Below are 17284 nucleotides of genomic sequence, written 5' to 3'. Positions count from 1 at the left end.
CCATTATCTTCAGTATTCGCCCACTCAGTGGCGATGCTGATCAACTATACCAATACGGTTCATATTCGCGCTTAATATTTCTTCTCCAACCTTGGGGATTGACAAGAATCGGTCCTTAGATCGCGCGTTTAACACTTAGCATTAGCGAGAGCTAAACAATGAGATGGGTCACCCTAACTCACCTTGAGTCTAGCGGTATTCCCACACAAACCATTTGTAAGGAACTATCATGCACACCACTTACACAATTGGCGAACTCGAGTCGTTCTTAATTGCTATCTTCGTGCTGTTTATTGGCCATTCCATCAATCGCCATGTGCGTGTTTTTAAACAATACAATATTCCAGAGCCTATCGTAGGTGGACTGGTCATCGCCGCAGTCGTTGCCTTTTTACATTTCCAAGACATCACTCTCATCTTTAGTTTACCCATGCAAAATACCTTAATGCTGATGTTTTTCAGCACCATAGGTTTATCAGCTAACTATAAGCTACTGCTTAGTGGCGGCAAGAAAGTGTTTATCTTTCTCGGCGTGGCCTCGGTCTATATTATTATTCAAAATGCGGTTGGCGTGAGTCTCGCGAGCCTCCTTGGTTTAGACCCTATCTTAGGACTTATCGCAGGCTCGATTACCCTCTCTGGCGGCCATGGAACAGGTGTTGCTTGGTCACAAACCTTTGCCGAAAACTACGGCATCAACACCTTAGAACTTGCCATGGCGGCGGCCACCTTTGGCTTGGTCATGGGCGGTATTATCGGCGGCCCTGTCGCGCAGCGTCTCATTGGCAAGCACAATCTGATATCTAGTTACGGCATGGGCCGTAAGCACCACGCCACGCATCCACAACTGGTGACCTATGATCAGCTCGAAGAGGACCAAGTCACCGCCAAGACAATCATCGAAACCCTGTTTGTACTGCTGATCTGCGTTGCGGGGGCAAAATGGTTTACTGTGTTTGTCAGCGAATATCAGCTGAATTGGCTCAAGATGCCAGACTTTGTCTATGCCCTGTTTCTTGGCGTTATCATCGCCAACATCACCGAAGTCACCCGTGGTTATAAACCGCATACCGAGAGTATCGATGTAATAGGCACAGTGGCACTGTCGTTATTCCTCTCTATGGCATTGATGAATCTCAAGTTGTGGGAAATTTTAGATCTAGCGATCCCACTACTTATTATCCTGTTGGTGCAAACCGTCGTGCTGGCGCTGTTCGCCTATTTTGTAACCTTTAAAGTGATGGGCAGCAATTACGATGCAGCAGTGATCACTGGCGGTCACTGTGGCTTTGGTATGGGCGCCACCCCAACCGCAGTGATGAACATGGGCGCACTGGTATCGCGCACTGGCCCTTCTCCTCAGGCCTTTATGGTGGTACCGATTGTCGGCGCCTTCTTTATCGATATCGTCAATTTGATTGTATTGCAGGGCTACCTCAGTTTTATAATGTAACCCTACAAGGCTTTGTAATGAAATGAACGGTAAAGTCATCATCGTTGTCATCCAATGATAGAAACGATTTCACCGCCAATAAAAAAGCACTGGGTTATGCCAGTGCTTTTCATTTTACAAATGGGGTGTTACAGCGTTTGCCTCAGCTCCAAACTGACCTCATCTTAAGTGCCCACTTTTAATAATTCAGCGCAGGATTGATTGAGTAATTGGCGGCAGCGCCATACCCCCAGCAGCGCGACCAATAAGGCGCCGCAGACTGGGGCAATCCCCCACCAGGGCCAGTGCATATACACGTTCAGCTCAAACACTTGGGTCTTTAACAGATACAGCGCAAATTCCGCCACTATCACTGCAAGCACACCAGCAATGCCCCCCAGTAAGGCAAATTCAAGCCCAGTGGCACTACGCAGTAACCAGCCCGAGGCGCCAAAGGTACGCAGCACCGCGAGTTCACGCTGGCGCGTCGCCATTCCCGCCTCGGTTTGGGCGATAAGCACTAAGGAACTCGCTAGTAAGACGAGGACCAAGACTAACGTCAGCGACAGTGACACCTGCTCAATGATCTGCCGCAATTGCCCCACCATGGCGCCAACATCGATAATTGATACCGTAGGAAACTGCTGAATAAGTTCGAGGATCACTGTGTTCTTTGGTGCATCATTCCCTTGCACATCCGGTTTTTTGTCATCGAGGTAAAAGCTTGCCATCGAGGTATAGGCAAAGGGCGCCAACGCTTCTTGGGTGAAGATCATAAAGAAGTTTGGCTGTAATGTTTCCCAGTGCACGGCACGAATACTGGCAACCTTAACCCTTAGCTCTTGGTTATCAATCATATAAGTCAGCGTATCACCCAGTTTTAGCCCTAAACGATCGGCAACACCGGATTCCACCGACACCTCATCAGCAGCTTGATTAAAATGCCCTTCAATCAACTCGTTGTTGGCAGGCAAGCTATTGCGCCAAGTGAGATTAAGCTCGCGGGAAATTCCTACTCGTCCCTTCTCTCCGGCCTCGGCCTGCTCATTAGAGATCAAGGTCTCACCATTAATTTGCGTCAGCCGGCCACGAATGACGGGGTAGATATCCGTGGCTGCTATGCCCTTTTGTGCCATAAAGTCGTTTAATGGTTTAGCATCATCGGGGGCGATATTGACCAAGAAATAGTTAGGTGCATTCTCGGGCAGCTGTTTTTGCCACTCGTTGAGTAAATCCTGTCTAAGCGCCAAAATCGTCAGTAACAATACCAAAGCCGCACTAAAGCCCACCAATTGCACCGCATTTTGCCGCGCACGGCGGCGTAACCCCGCAAGTGCCAGTTGCAATGGGTTGGTGGTTTTCATGCCGACACTGTGGCCAAGGCGGATCATCACAAAACCTAAAATACTGAGCAATACGCCGAGTAGCAGCACAGCCGCGACTACCGTCAGTGTCAGCGCCCAGCTTTGGGAATACAAATATCCCAACAGGGCCATCGCCCCTAAACTTAAGAGTAAATGCAGCCACATGCCGAGCTGCAAGCCTTCGAGTTGCCTTTGTAAGACTCGCAGTGGCGGAATCGCCAGTAAACGCATTAAAGGATAGGCCGAAAACATAAAGGCGCTGATAAGCCCAGTGCTGATCCCAAGCAGTAGCGGCCGCGTCAACGGCGGCGAATAGGCAGCGATTTCAGGGGGTAACAGTTGATTAATGCCTAAATCCAGCAGTGCCCCGCCGATTAACCCCAGCACAATGCCAAACAGCGTCACTAGTAGTAAATGGATGCCGAATAGTCGACGGATTTGAGTTGATGAGGCGCCAAAGGTTTTAAGCATAGCCACCACATCATAATGACGTTGGCAGTAACGCTGGGCGGCAATCCCAATCGCGGCGCAAGCAAGGGCAATACCGAGCAAGCTTGCCAGCAGTAAAAAACGCTCCGCCCGCTTCACCGCGCCCGCTATCGGTGAATCGCCAGACTGCACATCGACCCAGCGCTGGGAATTATTCAGCAGCGGTTTAACGCTATTTTCAAAGGCGCTTAAGGCACTTTCTTCACCCACAAATTGATACAGATACGTCACTCGGCTGCCGGGTTGGATAACCCCAGTCTTGGCGACATCTTCTATCCGCATTAATACCACGGGGGAAGAAGCGAACGGATTAAAGCCAGCATCGGGTAAGCGGCTGATTTCTTGACTTAAACGAAACTCACTGTTGCCTAATTCCAGTGTTTGCGGGTATCCCAAGAGTCCCCCTAAGCGACTCTCGAACCACACCTCATCGGCGTGGGGCAAGTCTTGGGCTTTTACATCTTGGCCATTGACCGCTTTAAGTTCGATGTCTCCCTTAAGTGGATAACCGGACTCAACCGCACGCACTGTGACTAACTGAAACTTATCCCCCGCATATACCATGGAATTAAATTGCATATTGGTGACATGCTTAAGGCCAAGCTCATCGGCCTTGGCCAGAATGCTGGCGTCAATTTGAACGGGAGAGTCGATAATACGATCGGCGGCGATAAACTGAGTCGCTTGTCCGTTGATAGCAACTTGCAAACGCTCACTGACCCGCGCAAGACCGCTAACCGACAGCACCGCCAAGGTAATGGCGAGGATAATCAATAACAACTGCCCCTGTTGCAACTCGCGCTTAAACAGGCGCCATGCCAAATTAAGCTCCATGGGTTAGGCCTCCTTGGCGCTTAATTCAAGGTTGTCATTCACATTGTGCGATTGGGCCGAATCCAACTCTTCCTGCAAGTGGCCGTTGTCCATAACCAGTTGCCTTTGGCAACGCTTCGCCAGTTGTAAGTCATGGGTGACTAGGATGAGTGTGGTGTGGCTCTCTTGGTTCAGTTCAAACAACATATCGGCAATTTTATGGCCGTTAACACTGTCCAAATTGCCGGTTGGCTCGTCGGCAAATAGCACTTTAGGTTCACAAATAAAGGCCCTCGCAATCGCAACCCTTTGCTGCTCACCGCCGGATAACTGTTTAGGTAAATGAGTCAAACGGTGGGATAACCCCACGCGCCCCAGCATGGCCTCGGCCTTCTCCTTGGCATTTTTAACCCCGGCAAGCTCGGCCGGTAGCATCACATTTTCAAGGGCGGTTAAGGTATCAACTAACATAAAAGATTGAAAAATAAAGCTCACTTTTTGCTTACGCAGCGCGGCTTTCTGTTCTTCATTGAGCGGTGATAGGGCCTGGCCATCGAGCCAAATCTCCCCCGCCGTTGGGGTGTCGAGCGCGGCGAGTAAGCCAAGTAGCGTCGATTTACCCGAGCCGGAGGGTCCTAATATCGCAACACTTTCGCCCTGCTTGACATCTAAGTTAATGCCCTTGAGGATAGTGAGCGAACCTTCCTGAGTAGTCACCGATTTTTCGAGGTTAACCACATTAATGGCACTATTTTTTGAAACGACGTTAGACATAGGATCCTTCTTATACAAATCGTTCTTGCGTCAATTGCTAAGATGCAAGCCTATGGCAAAGGCCGTGAGCGCCTGCATCCTGTTAAGTCTATTTATAACCACGCCAGTTCAGGCGGCGAAAGTGTTGATCCTCGGCGATAGCTTAGGTGCCAGCTATGGCATGTCGGAACAAGTAGGCTGGGTGGCACTGCTGCAAAAAAACTTACCCGAGCATGAATTTACCAACGGTTCGGTGAGCGGTGAAACGACAGCGGGCGGTTTGCGTCGTTTGCCTGCGCTGCTCGATTCCGTTGCCCCCGATTTGGTAGTAGTCGAACTCGGTGGTAACGATGGTCTACGTGGATTCCCCCCGACGCAACTCAAAAATAACCTAACCCAAATCATTACCCTAGCCAAAAATAGCGGTGCTAAAGTGCTACTGACCGAAATCATGGTACCGCCTAACTATGGCCCTCGCTATAGCCAAAAGTTCACCCAAGTGTATCAAGAGATTGCAAAAGATGAGGATATTGACCTTATCCCCTTCTTTATGCAGGAGGTCGCTCCCCATCCAGAGTTGATGCAAAGAGACGGTATTCATCCCAATGAAAAGGCCCAAGAGAAGATCGCCACTTGGATGCAACCTTGGATTGAAAAAGCCTTAACTCAATAAAATCGCTGCAATTTTAAGCTAATAAACAGCTTGCTGATGTAAACTTGTATTTAAGCGATAAAAACATGCTCCAACGCAACATTAACGCCTGAGATAAACAGTAAAATTCGTGTTAGCAAATGGTTAACCCAACAAGGAGTCAATATGTCCCTTAGCCATCAGCAAAAAGTGTACATACCCAAGGAAGCTCGTACCAATCAGTACATCACCGCCGAAATTAAAGTCACGGATGAATTACTGGCGCAATACCCCGATTACCATAGCTGTTATCAAACCTTAAGCCGCATTATTTTTAACTTGGCAGAACAACACGATCTCCGTAACGTCCATGTGATCACTAACGATAAACTGCCAGTCGTGCGTTACCATACCGAAGCGTATTGTTTCCAAACCGCTGAACAAATTCTGTTTTTTTACAATCCCGCCTATCACGAGGCACAAAATCTGTTCACTGCGGACAACTACCGCGCCCGCAAACTGCGTATTGTTTTCTTAGCGACTGGCGATGAAATCCGCAGCAACTCAGCTAATTTCCATACCCGTGTACGGGAGCTATTAAACGAATTAATGCCTAAGCTGCCGATTAACGATCTTAAGGTAAAGATCCGCGACCACCAGCATTTATCCTATGATTTATTCGCCAAATCAAAAGGTAATAAAGAAACCTACGGCTATAAACTCAGAGCCATTGCACCAAGATACAAGGCCAGAAAATGTGACCTGCCGGAAAATGTCAGTTCACTCACCTATGTCACCGTCAGCCTGCCGCTGAGTCGCAGACTCAAACAAGGTTTACTACCAGAGTCAGCAACTGACTTTAGCCCGTTATATCAACACCTTGAGGATAATTTCATCAAGGCGGCGACCAATAAGCAATTAACGCGCTTGGCTATGATCGCCAACGGCTTAACTCCCTTAGTGCGTAACAGTAAGTTTGAAAAACTCGACAGCAAGGCCGAAGTGCAGATGATTGGTTTTGACCCGAACGCAACAGAGCAGCAAGTAATTCGCCGCTGGGATGCTGATAACTTAGTCGAAGCCGCGCATTTTACTATTGTCGCGGGTGCGAAGGACTGTGATGACTCAGGCTATGGCCGTTTTATGAATAACGTTGAAGCCGCATTGAAAACCTTTGCCGCCGAGATTGGGCTAGACCCTGAGCGTGAAGATCTCGTCGTGCGCTTCCATCAGCACATTAGCTACCAGCTCTAATTATTCGCTGTAGCACGACCGATAACAAAGGGCGCATTTGCGCCCTTTTTATGTTTTATTCCAAAGCATTAGGCTCATACGATGCCATGCACTAAAGCCCTCTAACTTAGCTTCAGCCAACCTTTTATCAGCTTGACTACTTTATCGTAATCGTCATCAAAACTGTGGCCACCGCTTAATTCCATCACAGTGACATTGGGCTGCTTGACCTCTGGGCATAAATGCAGCGGCGCATCGTCCTCTTTACCGTAGAGACAAAGCATAGGCACAGTGGTTTGTTTGTTGACTTCGGGCAAGGTTAAGTAACGAGCCGATTGGTTATCCGAGGTGACAATCTCACTCACATGGATTTCAAAATCCGAAGATTGTGAAGGAGAAAGCAGCACAGCGCCCAAGACATTCTGCCGATATTGAGCGGGCATATCATTTAACACAAAGGGAATCACTTCGGCCCCAAAGGAATAACCAATCAAAATCACTTTTTGCGTGCCAAATTCCGCCTGGTACTTATCAATAATCGCTAAGGTATCTTGGGTGACCTCTTTAGGATCTTTTTGTTTCCAATAATATTTCAGCGAACTCCAGCCAACGACAGGCCAGCCCTGCTGCTGCAAAATGCCCCCTACGGCTTTATCAAGCGTTGCCCAGCCACCGTCACCACTTAAAAAAATCACCAACGGTGGTTTGGCATGGGATGACGCAGCTTTTACCTGAGTTGATGATTCGACAGGCAATAGGGTCAGCCCCAAATTATCGGCAAACTCATCAGCAAAGACGTTAGCAGTAGAACATAAAAGTAAAACGCTAAGTAGCTTGATTAAGGATTTCGTCATCTCGCACCTACTTTTTAAACACGCCAGTTGTACCACGACTCGTTAAGGTCACCAGACTGCCCACCACTACAGGTAAAGAGAGCCCTCCATAACAAATCAAATACTTAGCCTCCCACCTTGGATTAAACTTATCCTTATACCTTCTAAGCCCCTGAAAGTTGTAAAATTTATTCCCCTTCTTATAAACTGTTTTGGCAAGCTTAGTCCAAAATGGCACCAAGGCTCTATCAGTCAATCCAGACATGGGCGCCATGCCAAGATTAAACTGCTGATATCCTTGCTGTTTGCCCCATAGCAAGAGTTCTGTAAACAAAAAATCCATAATATTACTGCCCGATAAACTAGGCTCATAGCGCATCAAATCAACCGAAAACTCTATTTTGGCCGCACTGGCCCACACATTGGAAAAAGCTACAAGCTCGTCGTTTAAATACACTAAGGCCATCGGCGTGGCGCACAGGTAAGCAGCAGAAAAATACCCAACTGAAAATCCCTTTTCTCGACCTTGCTTCGCCTTAAGCCAGCTCGAAGAAATAACCTCTAACGTTGGCAATAGGGCCTTCACTTCACTGGCCTCGATAATTTTAAAACGTAACCCTTCCCTTAAAGCCTTCGCATGACTTTGACGCAAGCTACGATACTTACTCGACTGTAAATCAAATTCCGCTAAGGGCACTATGGCCTCCTCGCCGAGTTTATATAGGCTCAACCCTTGTTCTAAAAAGTGGGGTAAATACCTTTGCGTGACTTGATAAAATACTGGCCAACCATCGTAAGCATCGCATAACTCCCTAAACTGCCAGAGTAAATCATCAAATTTATCTGGATTTCCAATCGGATCGCCCATCACAACCCAGCAATGTCCTGCGCGGGCATACATTAAAAATGCATCGTTATCTTCATTAAATAACAATGACTTATCTTGAACTAAAGCAAGAAATCCGTGGCTACTTGGAGCGTTAGCGACGATATCCATAGCGCAGCTTAAAGTATGCTCATCCAATAGACGGGTTTGCGGCCTTCTCATCGCTAACACGTAGCGAAAGCCAAAAATCAACAAGATCACTAGGGCAACCGCCCCACCCCGCAATGCACGGGACACATGGCTATCTTGAGAAAAAGTAAACCAAAGTGAATGATCGTAATCCACATCCTGATAGGCAAAAAATAGCACCCACATCATCAAAAATAATGCCGCCGCCAGCGATAAGGCCCAACCAAAAGAATATTTAATTCCCACAATAGAACCTTGGCGATAAAAAACCTGCTCGCAGGGCAGCATTAATAAATAGATAAGACCAAGTGCGAGGGAAATCTGCCACTGACCGCCCTTTAGTACAATAAACACCATGGCTACCAATAAGAGTTTTTGCGTTAACTCAAACGCTTTTTGATAACGTTTAAATAAACCGTGTGATAATAGCAAGAGTAAAATAGCACTCGCACTCAATATCAAACTTGATAGTTCCACAATTGGTAGCGGCACTATCTCACCTAGCCAATGATATTTATGAATAATGGAAGGGTTAACAACCGATAGCAACAACACTAAGCCAACGCCAAAAACACTAATGCTTAATAATGGTGGCAATAATTGCCTGACAATCTGTAAATTAACATTTAACTTAGAAAACTTATCCTTATTAGTTAATACTAAGGTTGCCACAAAATACATCAGCGCTAAAATAAATGGCACTATGTAATACATTAATCGATAAATAATCACTGAACTTAAAATTTGTTCGGCAGGTAAATATTGCGATAAGGTAACAGTAACTACCGTTTCAAATACGCCAATCCCTCCAGGCACATGGGCAAGCACCCCGATTGCATTGGCTACAAAAAAGATGCTAAGGACCTGTAAATAACTTAATCCATCCACCTCAGGTAGTAGAGAGTAAAATAATGTCCCCACAACGATCCAATCAATACTCGATACTAGAAACTGCTTTAGAGATAAGGAAAAAATCGGTGGTGCCAATTCGAACCCACGAAAATGAATAGACCTTTTCCAGATCAGGCTAAATACGAAATAGCTAATGACACCCAGCAACATCAAGATACCAATCACTCGATTAAGAGAGAAAAACCAAGTTGGCAACGGTAAGTCGGAAAGTTGCTCCGCAGGAAAATTAATCAGCGCAAGCCCGCAGATAAAGAAAAGTCCAAGGAAAAATGTTACTGAGCAAGCGAGTACAACCTGGGTAATATTATTACCACTCAAACCTAATTCAGAATAAAATTTGTAGCGTATAGAAGTGCCGGTCAATAATGAAAAACCTATCGTATTAGAGAAGGTAAATGCCAGGAATGAAACAGGAGCTACCTGTTGATAACTTAAGGGCGACTTTAGTTCTCTAATGGCAAGATAATCATATAATGTTAATAGTAGATAACTGACCAACGTCAATAAAACCGCTAATAAAATTTTTGATGGTGCAAATTGTTTAATCTCTAAAAAAATATCATTTAACTGATAATCCTGCTCTAAGTTATATAGCAGAAACAACGAGACTGTGAATATTATCAGACTAATAATCACACGGATCCGCCTACCCATTTTACTCTCCAAGCGCTGTTTAATCTGCAAATAAAATCAACAATAAGCATTGATAGGACATTAAAATAAAATTAACTTTATTTTATTATTCAACCCTATTTAATCGAACGATTTTTAACATAGTGATTTTGGAGAGGCAATCTAATTAATCATTCGCTTCATGATGTTTTATTCATCTTGTAAACACTTTGTTCTAATCTGGCTTAAATATCACCCGAATAGTTTAAAACAGCCATTAAGTGGTCAGCTTTTTTGGCTTAACCATTCTAAAAAAATGAATAGGTTGCATGTCCTATCCTTCACTGTACACGGCATGATTTTGGCCATATTTCACATTGCCTTTTCCTGCTCCTAGCGCATCCTGTTAACGAAATTATAACAAAAGCAGGAGCACCTATGTTCAACAAGACAATCCACTCACTCTCAGGCAAAGAATCGACAGCCAAACAGCGTCATTTTTTGCCGAGCAACCCCAATCGTAAGGCGAATTGGCTAATGCCTACAGGCATAGCTCTATTAATGGCATTCAATCTAACAGGTTGTTTTTCTGACGATGATCCCGCCCCAGTGGTAACGCCACCCGTGGTGCAGCCACCTGAAACTGGACCCACCTTTCCCGAAGGTGCAATCAAAATCCCCGCTGGCGATAACCTCACGATGCGTATTCAAGAAGCCTTAATTAACGCACAAAGTGGTGCAGTGATCGTGCTTCCTAAAGGAACCTTTAATATCGACTCAACTTTGCTGTTCGATGGCGATGTAGATGGGGATGGCAGTTATGCCAAAAACGTCACTATCATGGGCTACGGGATGAAGGACACTATCCTTAATTTCGCCCAAGCTAACTCGGGAGATGGGATTTTCGTCCAAAACGCTCTCAACATTACCATTCAAGATCTGTCGGTTAATGAGGCAAAAAACAATGGTATCAAACTTAAAAACACTAACGGCATTATCCTGCGCCGCGTTGGTGCAGTATGGGAAGGCGAACTCGATAAAGATAATGGTGCCTATGGTTTGTATCCGGTTGAATGTGAAAACATTCTGATTGAAGACAGTTATGTTCGCGGCAGTGCCGATGCGGGGATTTATGTTGGGCAGTCCCAATATATTGTGGTGCGTCGCAATATCGCCAAAGAAAACGTGGCGGGGATTGAAATCGAAAACTCCAAATATGCCGACGTGTATAACAATGAAGCGATGGGCAATACGGGTGGGATTTTAGTGTTCGACTTACCCATCAACAACCATAGATACGGCTCTAGTGTGCGGATTTTCAACAACAAAGTGTATGACAACAACACGCCTAACTTCGCCAATGCTTCTGCTAACCCAGCAGGTGTGCATATTGTGCCGCCAGGCACTGGAGTGATCATTTTATCCACCGCAGATGTGGAAATTTTCAATAACCAAATTACCCGTCACGACACCCTAGGAGTGACTGTGAGTAGCTTTTTTATTGCAGAACCCGATATGACCTCCTTTGTCGGCAACTATGGTCAACCTGGTCAAGCGATTGAGGATGGTTGGCGTCCTGTACCACGTAATATTTATTTACACGACAACGTAATTACCGATTATGGTAGCAAGCCAAAAGGTTATTTAATTCAAGATATTATTCGAGCCTATATCATAAATCATGGCACGTTACCTGGCGTACTCTACGACGGCTTAGGGGAAATGCTTGCCAATAACGGCACCGCCGCTTACCTCGGTTTGAAAGAGACGCCCTTTGCCACTGACGGTAGCGATAACGTCTGCGCCAGTGATAATGGCAACGTATCCTATGGCCGGCTCTATGCCAACAGCAATACGGATATCAGCATCGCCGATGTGCAATATGAAAAGACCCAAAACGCCCTACTGAAATGTACTCAAGTGAGTCTGCCTGTGCATACAGTCACCTTCGCTGGCCAAGTATTTGGCTGCGGGGTTGACGATAATACCGCAGGTTGTGATGGCGGCGTATTGGTCGGTGGCGGTGGTACTATCGGTGAAGGCGAAGGGGGTTTAGTCGGCGATGGAGATCAAAGTCTGTGTAAAGCGACTGGCTCAAATGTTAGTTGGGATGCACTGCTGAAAGCAAACTGTCCTAAACTGTCGGATTACAACCTGTTTAGTGATGCCAAAAACCCCACCACAGGCCCGAATTCAGGTGGTGTCCCTTACGATCTCAACACGCAGCTCTTTACTGACTACGCCAGTAAATATCGCTTTGTGTATTTACCTTCGGGACAAAAAGCCAGCTACTCCGAAAAAGAAGCGTTTGATTTCCCTGTGGGGAGCGTTATCGTCAAATCCTTTGCCTTGCCAAGCGATACCAGTAAGCGCGGTATTAGCAACGAGAGCTTGATTGAAACCCGCTTACTCATCCATCGTCCAACGGGCTGGAGCGCACTGCCCTATGTGTGGAATGCAGATAAAACCGATGCCACGTTGGCGAAAGCGGGAGCGATTAGCAGCCAAACGTTGAGCCATAAAGGGGAAAGTCTGACCTTTAACTACATGGTTCCGAGCATGAACCAATGTAAGCAGTGTCACCAGTTTAAAGCTGATAACAATAGCAACGCCGTGTTTGTGCCTATTGGTCCTAAGGCGCGCCATTTGAACCGCAATTTCAGCTATCAAGACGGCAGTATGAACCAACTGCTGAAATGGGAAAGCCTTGGTATTTTGCAAGGATTGCCCAACCTAAGCCAAGTACCACAAGTGCCCGCCTACCACGATGGTGACGAAGCGACCGTCGCAAGCTTAAGCGATACAGCATTAATGCAAACGGCTAAGGGTTATCTCGACATCAACTGCGCCCATTGCCATAGACCCGAGGGCAACGCCTCTAATACTGGCCTAAAACTCGAGTACTGGCGTGGCTACAGCGATGATGCAGGTTTCTCCCATGGCACCTGTAAATCACCGGTTGCCTATGGCGGTGGAAACTTAGGTTTCGATATAGTCCCAGGCAATGCCGCTGAGTCCATCCTGCACTTTAGAATGCAAAGCACGACTCCGGGCGATCGTATGCCTGAAATTGGCCGAAGCTTAGCCCATGATGAAGGCGTCGCGTTGATCAGCGAATGGATTAAACGTCTACCTGCAGCAAGCTGCTCACGCTAGCGTTAACGTAACAGTGGGTGAAAGCATGCTTGTAATCACCCACTTGCTTACCACTTCAAGACAGAGCGACATCCTGACAGAGAAGACCAACTTAGGTCTTCTTATTTCAAGCAACAGCTTAAAGAGCGGATAATCCATGAAAAATCGCCAAACACTTTCGTTGGTATTGATTATCACTGTGCTGCTCACAGCCTGCGGCGGTAGTGACAGCCAAAGCAGCGATAGCGGCCAAACACCGCCGCCCACGACCCCAACCAATCCAACGATACCAACTAGCCTTTGTGTGAATACTTCAGGGCAAGTTAACTGGCCCGCCTTGATGGCAGAAGACTGCCCAGTGTTAAGTCAATATGGTCTCTTTATCGACCCAACTAACCCAACCATACAGCCACAAACTCCGGGGTTTAGCTATCAGCTCGCTACGCAGCTGTTTTCTAACTATGCCAGCAAATACCGCTTTATCTATTTACCCGCGGGCAGCAGCATACAGTACCAAGCGCAGGAGGCATTTGAGTTTCCAACTGGCGCCGTGCTGGTTAAAACCTTTGCTCTTCCACAGGATACGGCTATCACAGGCATAGCCAACGAAACGCTAATCGAAACGCGGCTATTGATAAAACGCCCTCAAGGTTGGACAAGTCTGGTTTATCAATGGCAACAAGGTGAGGCAAAGCTGCTTACCGCCGGCGCAAGCGTGCATCATACCCTGATTAACCAAGGCCAAAGCCAAAGCTTCGATTACAACATACCGAGCCGCGCCGAGTGCAAAATTTGTCACCAAACCAACCAAGATAACAGCAGCCAAATCATTCCGATTGGCCTTAAAGCCCACTTATTGAATCGCGACATCGTCGACCAAGGACAAATCGTCAATCAACTCAGCCTGTGGGCCAAACAAGGCAAGCTTGAGCAGTTACCCGAGTTAAGCCAAGTGGCCAAAACCTATGCAATTGACAACCCTCAAGCCGATTTAACCGCCCGCGCTAAGGGCTATTTAGATGTAAACTGCGCCCACTGCCATAGCGCTAAAGGCTTTGCCAGTATCTCTGGATTACGCCTCGGTTTTTATATTGATCACACCAGTTATCAATATGGGATCTGCAAGCAGCCTCCGGGATGGGATGGCGGTGCGAAAGGACTTGATTACGATATTGTCCCCGGCAATGCTGAACATTCGATTTTGCTGTATCGCCAAACGCTCTCTGAACCGAAAGATCGCATGCCGCCTATCGGTCGCAATCTTGAGCACCAAGAAGGCGTTGAATTAATTCGTCAATGGATAGATTCACTGGCACCGAGTTTAGGGAATTGTATTTAGGAAAGTGCTGAGTAGTACTAGGGCGTGTTGACGTTTCAGGGTTATTTTTGCAGCAATGTGGCTGGCTTTTATGCAAGGCAAAGTCCGTGCAGTGTAGTTATTCTACATAAACGGACGATAACGCGGCAGAAAAGCCAGCCAAATGCTGCCCTAAGGGTTCGTCTGGCAAGCCCTTGCTCTTACTTTCTGTCATAAGAGCCGCTCGTCATTTGAGTAGAATAACTACACATCATTCCTCGTTTCGCGAGCACGTGCTTTCCAGAACGAACAAAATCTAATCTCGAAACGTCAACACGCCCTAATGTCACTCACATTGCATAGCAATGGAGTGACGTTAAACAAAAAATAAAAGGGATAAACAAGGATGAAATTGAATATAGGATAGCGCCGTTTCCCTTAAAGTATCGCTTCCGTTTTTAACCAATTAAGCTAGTTCACTATCCTTTAGCCGCAGTTAAGCCGACTAAAATACCCTGGCGGGTGGCCAATCCAATGCTTAAAGGATTGACGGAAATGGCTCACATCACTGTAGCCTAAGGTCTCGGCAATCGCCTCAATATCTAGCTTGTTGGCTAAAATCAACTCGACCGCCCTTTGACAACGCACCTGATCAACGAGACGCTGATAACTCGATCCAAGCTGTGCCAGCTTACGCCGAAAACTGCGGTCGCTCATATGCAGCTGCGCCGCCATTTCATCTAAATGAAGTACATGGGGAAAATGTGCGCGGATCGCTATCAACACGGTTTCGATAAAGGAGGTGGTAAAAGCTGAAGGCGTTACCTCTGCAAATTTAGGGAAAGGATAGTTTATTGCAAGAGCAAGATAATCAAGGGAAATACTCCATTCGTAATATTCGCAATTAAACTGCACTTTCGCACCCGTTGCCTCCTCTAAAAAATGGCAGTCTCGACCTGACCCAACCAAATTAATTTGACTTAGCGTTATCGCCTCCCCAGTCAGCTCTCTGGCGAGCCCCAATAGTGACCCAATACTGTGTAAAAACTGAAATCCGTATTGTGCTTTATCAATACGACCCGTATTAAGCCAACGAATGCAAACACTGTCATCTGTTAGACGTACCAAAGAATCAGTAAAACTACCAACTAAACTCGGGTGATTAATCACAAACTGTAAGCAGGCCTGCAATGAGCTAAGTTGAGCAAGATGGGGCAACAATACATCTAAGCTACTCACCCGATAACTCAGCCCTAATTTAGTACCAATATCGGGATCTCCACCCTGTAAGCGTAAAAACTCCATCGCATATTCCACCTGCCAGACAAAGACAAACTGGCAATGATTAAGCTCAGTCCGGCCAACACCAATATGACCACAGACTTGCTGTAAGGCTTTTTCGCCTAACTGTGAGGCAATAAAGTCGAGAATATTACGCAGCTCAAATGCGGGATAGGTTTGATCGCCTACCATCAGGTTCGTCTTGTAATCGACGCGCTGTAACATGGAATATCCTTAATGTGATTTGTTCAGCTTTTAATTCCCTAGGTGATTAGTTGTATAAGATCTCGCTTATTTTGAATAGTCTTAAACCAAACTTAATGTTAAAAAAATGTATTATTTCATTTCGCGCTCAAACAAAACAAAAACGCCTGCATATTCGCAGGCGTTTTCATCTGTATTAAGTCAATGCGTCGGCTTACATGGGACGATTTTTCTCAACTAATCGATTAAAAATCGCATTTACCGACAGGGACGCACCATGGGCGATTTTATCGGCTAGTTTCTTGCGCACCTGATAACGCAGCTTATACACGGTACGTTCGCCCGCTAACTGCATTAACACATCATCACTGGTTGAAATCGCATCGATAAGGCCTAATTCAATCGCCTGTTGACCGTACCAATGTTCACCAGTGGCCACCTTTGCCAAATCGAGCTGAGGACGATATTTGGTTACAAAAGCTTTAAACAGCTCATGGGTTTCTTCGAGCTCCTGTTGGAACTTCTGTCTGCCCTCGTCAGTATTTTCGCCAAAGACGGTTAAGGTGCGCTTAAAGTCACCGGCTGTGTGTTGCTCATAATCAATTTCGTGCTTTTTCAGCAAACGGTTGAAGTTAGGCAACTGAGCAACTACCCCGATAGAACCCACGATGGCGAATGGCGCGGCATATATTTTATTGGCGACACAGGCCATCATATAACCACCGCTGGCGGCAACTTTATCCACGCAAATCGTTAATGGGATCTCGGCCTGACGCAGACGATCGAGCTGGCTCGATGCCAATCCATAACCATGCACCATGCCACCGCCACTTTCGACATTGACAATAACTTCATCACCCTTTTCGGCGATGGTTAAAATTGCGCTGATTTCTTCGCGCAAAGATGCTACTTCGGCGGCATCAATACTACCTTTAAAATCAATGACAAAGACCTTGCCTTTGTGGTCTTTTTCGGCCGCGTTTTCCTTCGCCTTTTCGTCTGCTTTCAGCTGTTTTTCGTAGGCTTTAAACTGCTTCTTCGTCAGCAGTTCCTCCTTCAAACTGTGCTTTAGTTCTTCCAGTTCTTCTGAAAGGTTAGTGATCCTCAGTTCACCTTTATCCGATTTGTGCTTCACAGTGGACGCGAGGACGACAATAATCACAGCAACAATCGCAACAACGATAGTCACAGCTTTGGCCAAAAACATGCCATATTCGTATAGAAATTCCAAAGTACTCTCCGTTGGGACCTAAGGTGATCCGGTTTAATGCGCGCTATTC

At 46.4% G+C, this 17284-nt stretch carries 11 protein-coding genes; 5 read left to right on the top strand and 6 right to left on the bottom strand.

What is annotated here, in order from left to right; genetic code table 11:
• Positions 1 to 229: 229 nt before the first annotated feature.
• On the top strand, positions 230 to 1453 hold the full coding sequence (gltS, locus tag IEY09_RS10260) for a sodium/glutamate symporter (protein ID WP_037426727.1): 1224 nt from the start codon (positions 230 to 232) through the stop codon (positions 1451 to 1453).
• Between the two features lie 164 nt (positions 1454 to 1617).
• Here the strand turns inward: gltS and IEY09_RS10255 are convergent, their stop codons facing one another.
• Both IEY09_RS10255 and IEY09_RS10250 read right to left on the bottom strand, forming a co-directional pair.
• Positions 1618 to 4119, bottom strand: coding sequence for an ABC transporter permease (locus IEY09_RS10255; RefSeq protein ID WP_188870956.1), 2502 nt, complete (start codon positions 4117 to 4119; stop codon positions 1618 to 1620).
• 3 nt (positions 4120 to 4122) lie between these two features.
• Complete coding sequence (locus tag IEY09_RS10250) at positions 4123 to 4872, bottom strand: ABC transporter ATP-binding protein (RefSeq protein WP_144346153.1); 750 nt, start codon at positions 4870 to 4872, stop codon at positions 4123 to 4125.
• 52 nt (positions 4873 to 4924) lie between these two features.
• Between IEY09_RS10250 and IEY09_RS10245 the strand changes: the two genes are divergently transcribed.
• Both IEY09_RS10245 and IEY09_RS10240 read left to right on the top strand, forming a co-directional pair.
• Complete coding sequence (locus IEY09_RS10245) at positions 4925 to 5524, top strand: arylesterase (RefSeq protein ID WP_169547874.1); 600 nt, start codon at positions 4925 to 4927, stop codon at positions 5522 to 5524.
• A 144-nt stretch (positions 5525 to 5668) separates the two neighbouring features.
• On the top strand, positions 5669 to 6736 hold the full coding sequence (locus tag IEY09_RS10240) for a DUF3083 family protein (protein WP_188870954.1): 1068 nt from the start codon (positions 5669 to 5671) through the stop codon (positions 6734 to 6736).
• Positions 6737 to 6837: 101 nt separating this feature from the next.
• Here IEY09_RS10240 and IEY09_RS10235 read toward each other — a convergent pair whose 3' ends face one another.
• Both IEY09_RS10235 and mprF read right to left on the bottom strand, forming a co-directional pair.
• Entirely contained in the window at positions 6838 to 7569 is a 732-nt protein-coding gene (locus tag IEY09_RS10235) for an AcvB/VirJ family lysyl-phosphatidylglycerol hydrolase (RefSeq protein ID WP_140907281.1), read from the bottom strand.
• Between the two features lie 7 nt (positions 7570 to 7576).
• On the bottom strand, positions 7577 to 10129 hold the full coding sequence (gene mprF, locus IEY09_RS10230) for a bifunctional lysylphosphatidylglycerol flippase/synthetase MprF (protein WP_188870952.1): 2553 nt from the start codon (positions 10127 to 10129) through the stop codon (positions 7577 to 7579).
• 396 nt (positions 10130 to 10525) lie between these two features.
• Between mprF and IEY09_RS10225 the strand changes: the two genes are divergently transcribed.
• Both IEY09_RS10225 and IEY09_RS10220 read left to right on the top strand, forming a co-directional pair.
• A complete protein-coding gene (locus IEY09_RS10225; protein WP_188870950.1) occupies positions 10526 to 13243 on the top strand; it encodes an SO2930 family diheme c-type cytochrome in 2718 nt (905 codons plus the stop codon).
• Positions 13244 to 13379: 136 nt separating this feature from the next.
• Positions 13380 to 14561, top strand: coding sequence for an SO2930 family diheme c-type cytochrome (locus IEY09_RS10220; RefSeq protein ID WP_169547877.1), 1182 nt, complete (start codon positions 13380 to 13382; stop codon positions 14559 to 14561).
• A gap of 444 nt (positions 14562 to 15005) precedes the next feature.
• Here the strand turns inward: IEY09_RS10220 and IEY09_RS10215 are convergent, their stop codons facing one another.
• Positions 15006 to 16025: an AraC family transcriptional regulator gene (locus tag IEY09_RS10215; RefSeq protein WP_169547878.1), complete on the bottom strand. Its 1020-nt coding sequence runs from the start codon at positions 16023 to 16025 to the stop codon at positions 15006 to 15008.
• A gap of 193 nt (positions 16026 to 16218) precedes the next feature.
• Entirely contained in the window at positions 16219 to 17235 is a 1017-nt protein-coding gene (sohB, locus tag IEY09_RS10210) for a protease SohB (protein ID WP_140907278.1), read from the bottom strand.
• Between the last annotated feature and the right edge of the window lie 49 nt (positions 17236 to 17284).

It is taken from the genome of Shewanella xiamenensis (assembly GCF_014647135.1).
In the GTDB taxonomy this organism is placed as follows: Bacteria; Pseudomonadota; Gammaproteobacteria; order Enterobacterales; family Shewanellaceae; genus Shewanella; species Shewanella xiamenensis.
Note: the sequence above shows the minus strand (reverse complement) of the source record. Positions and strands in the feature narration are given on the sequence as shown.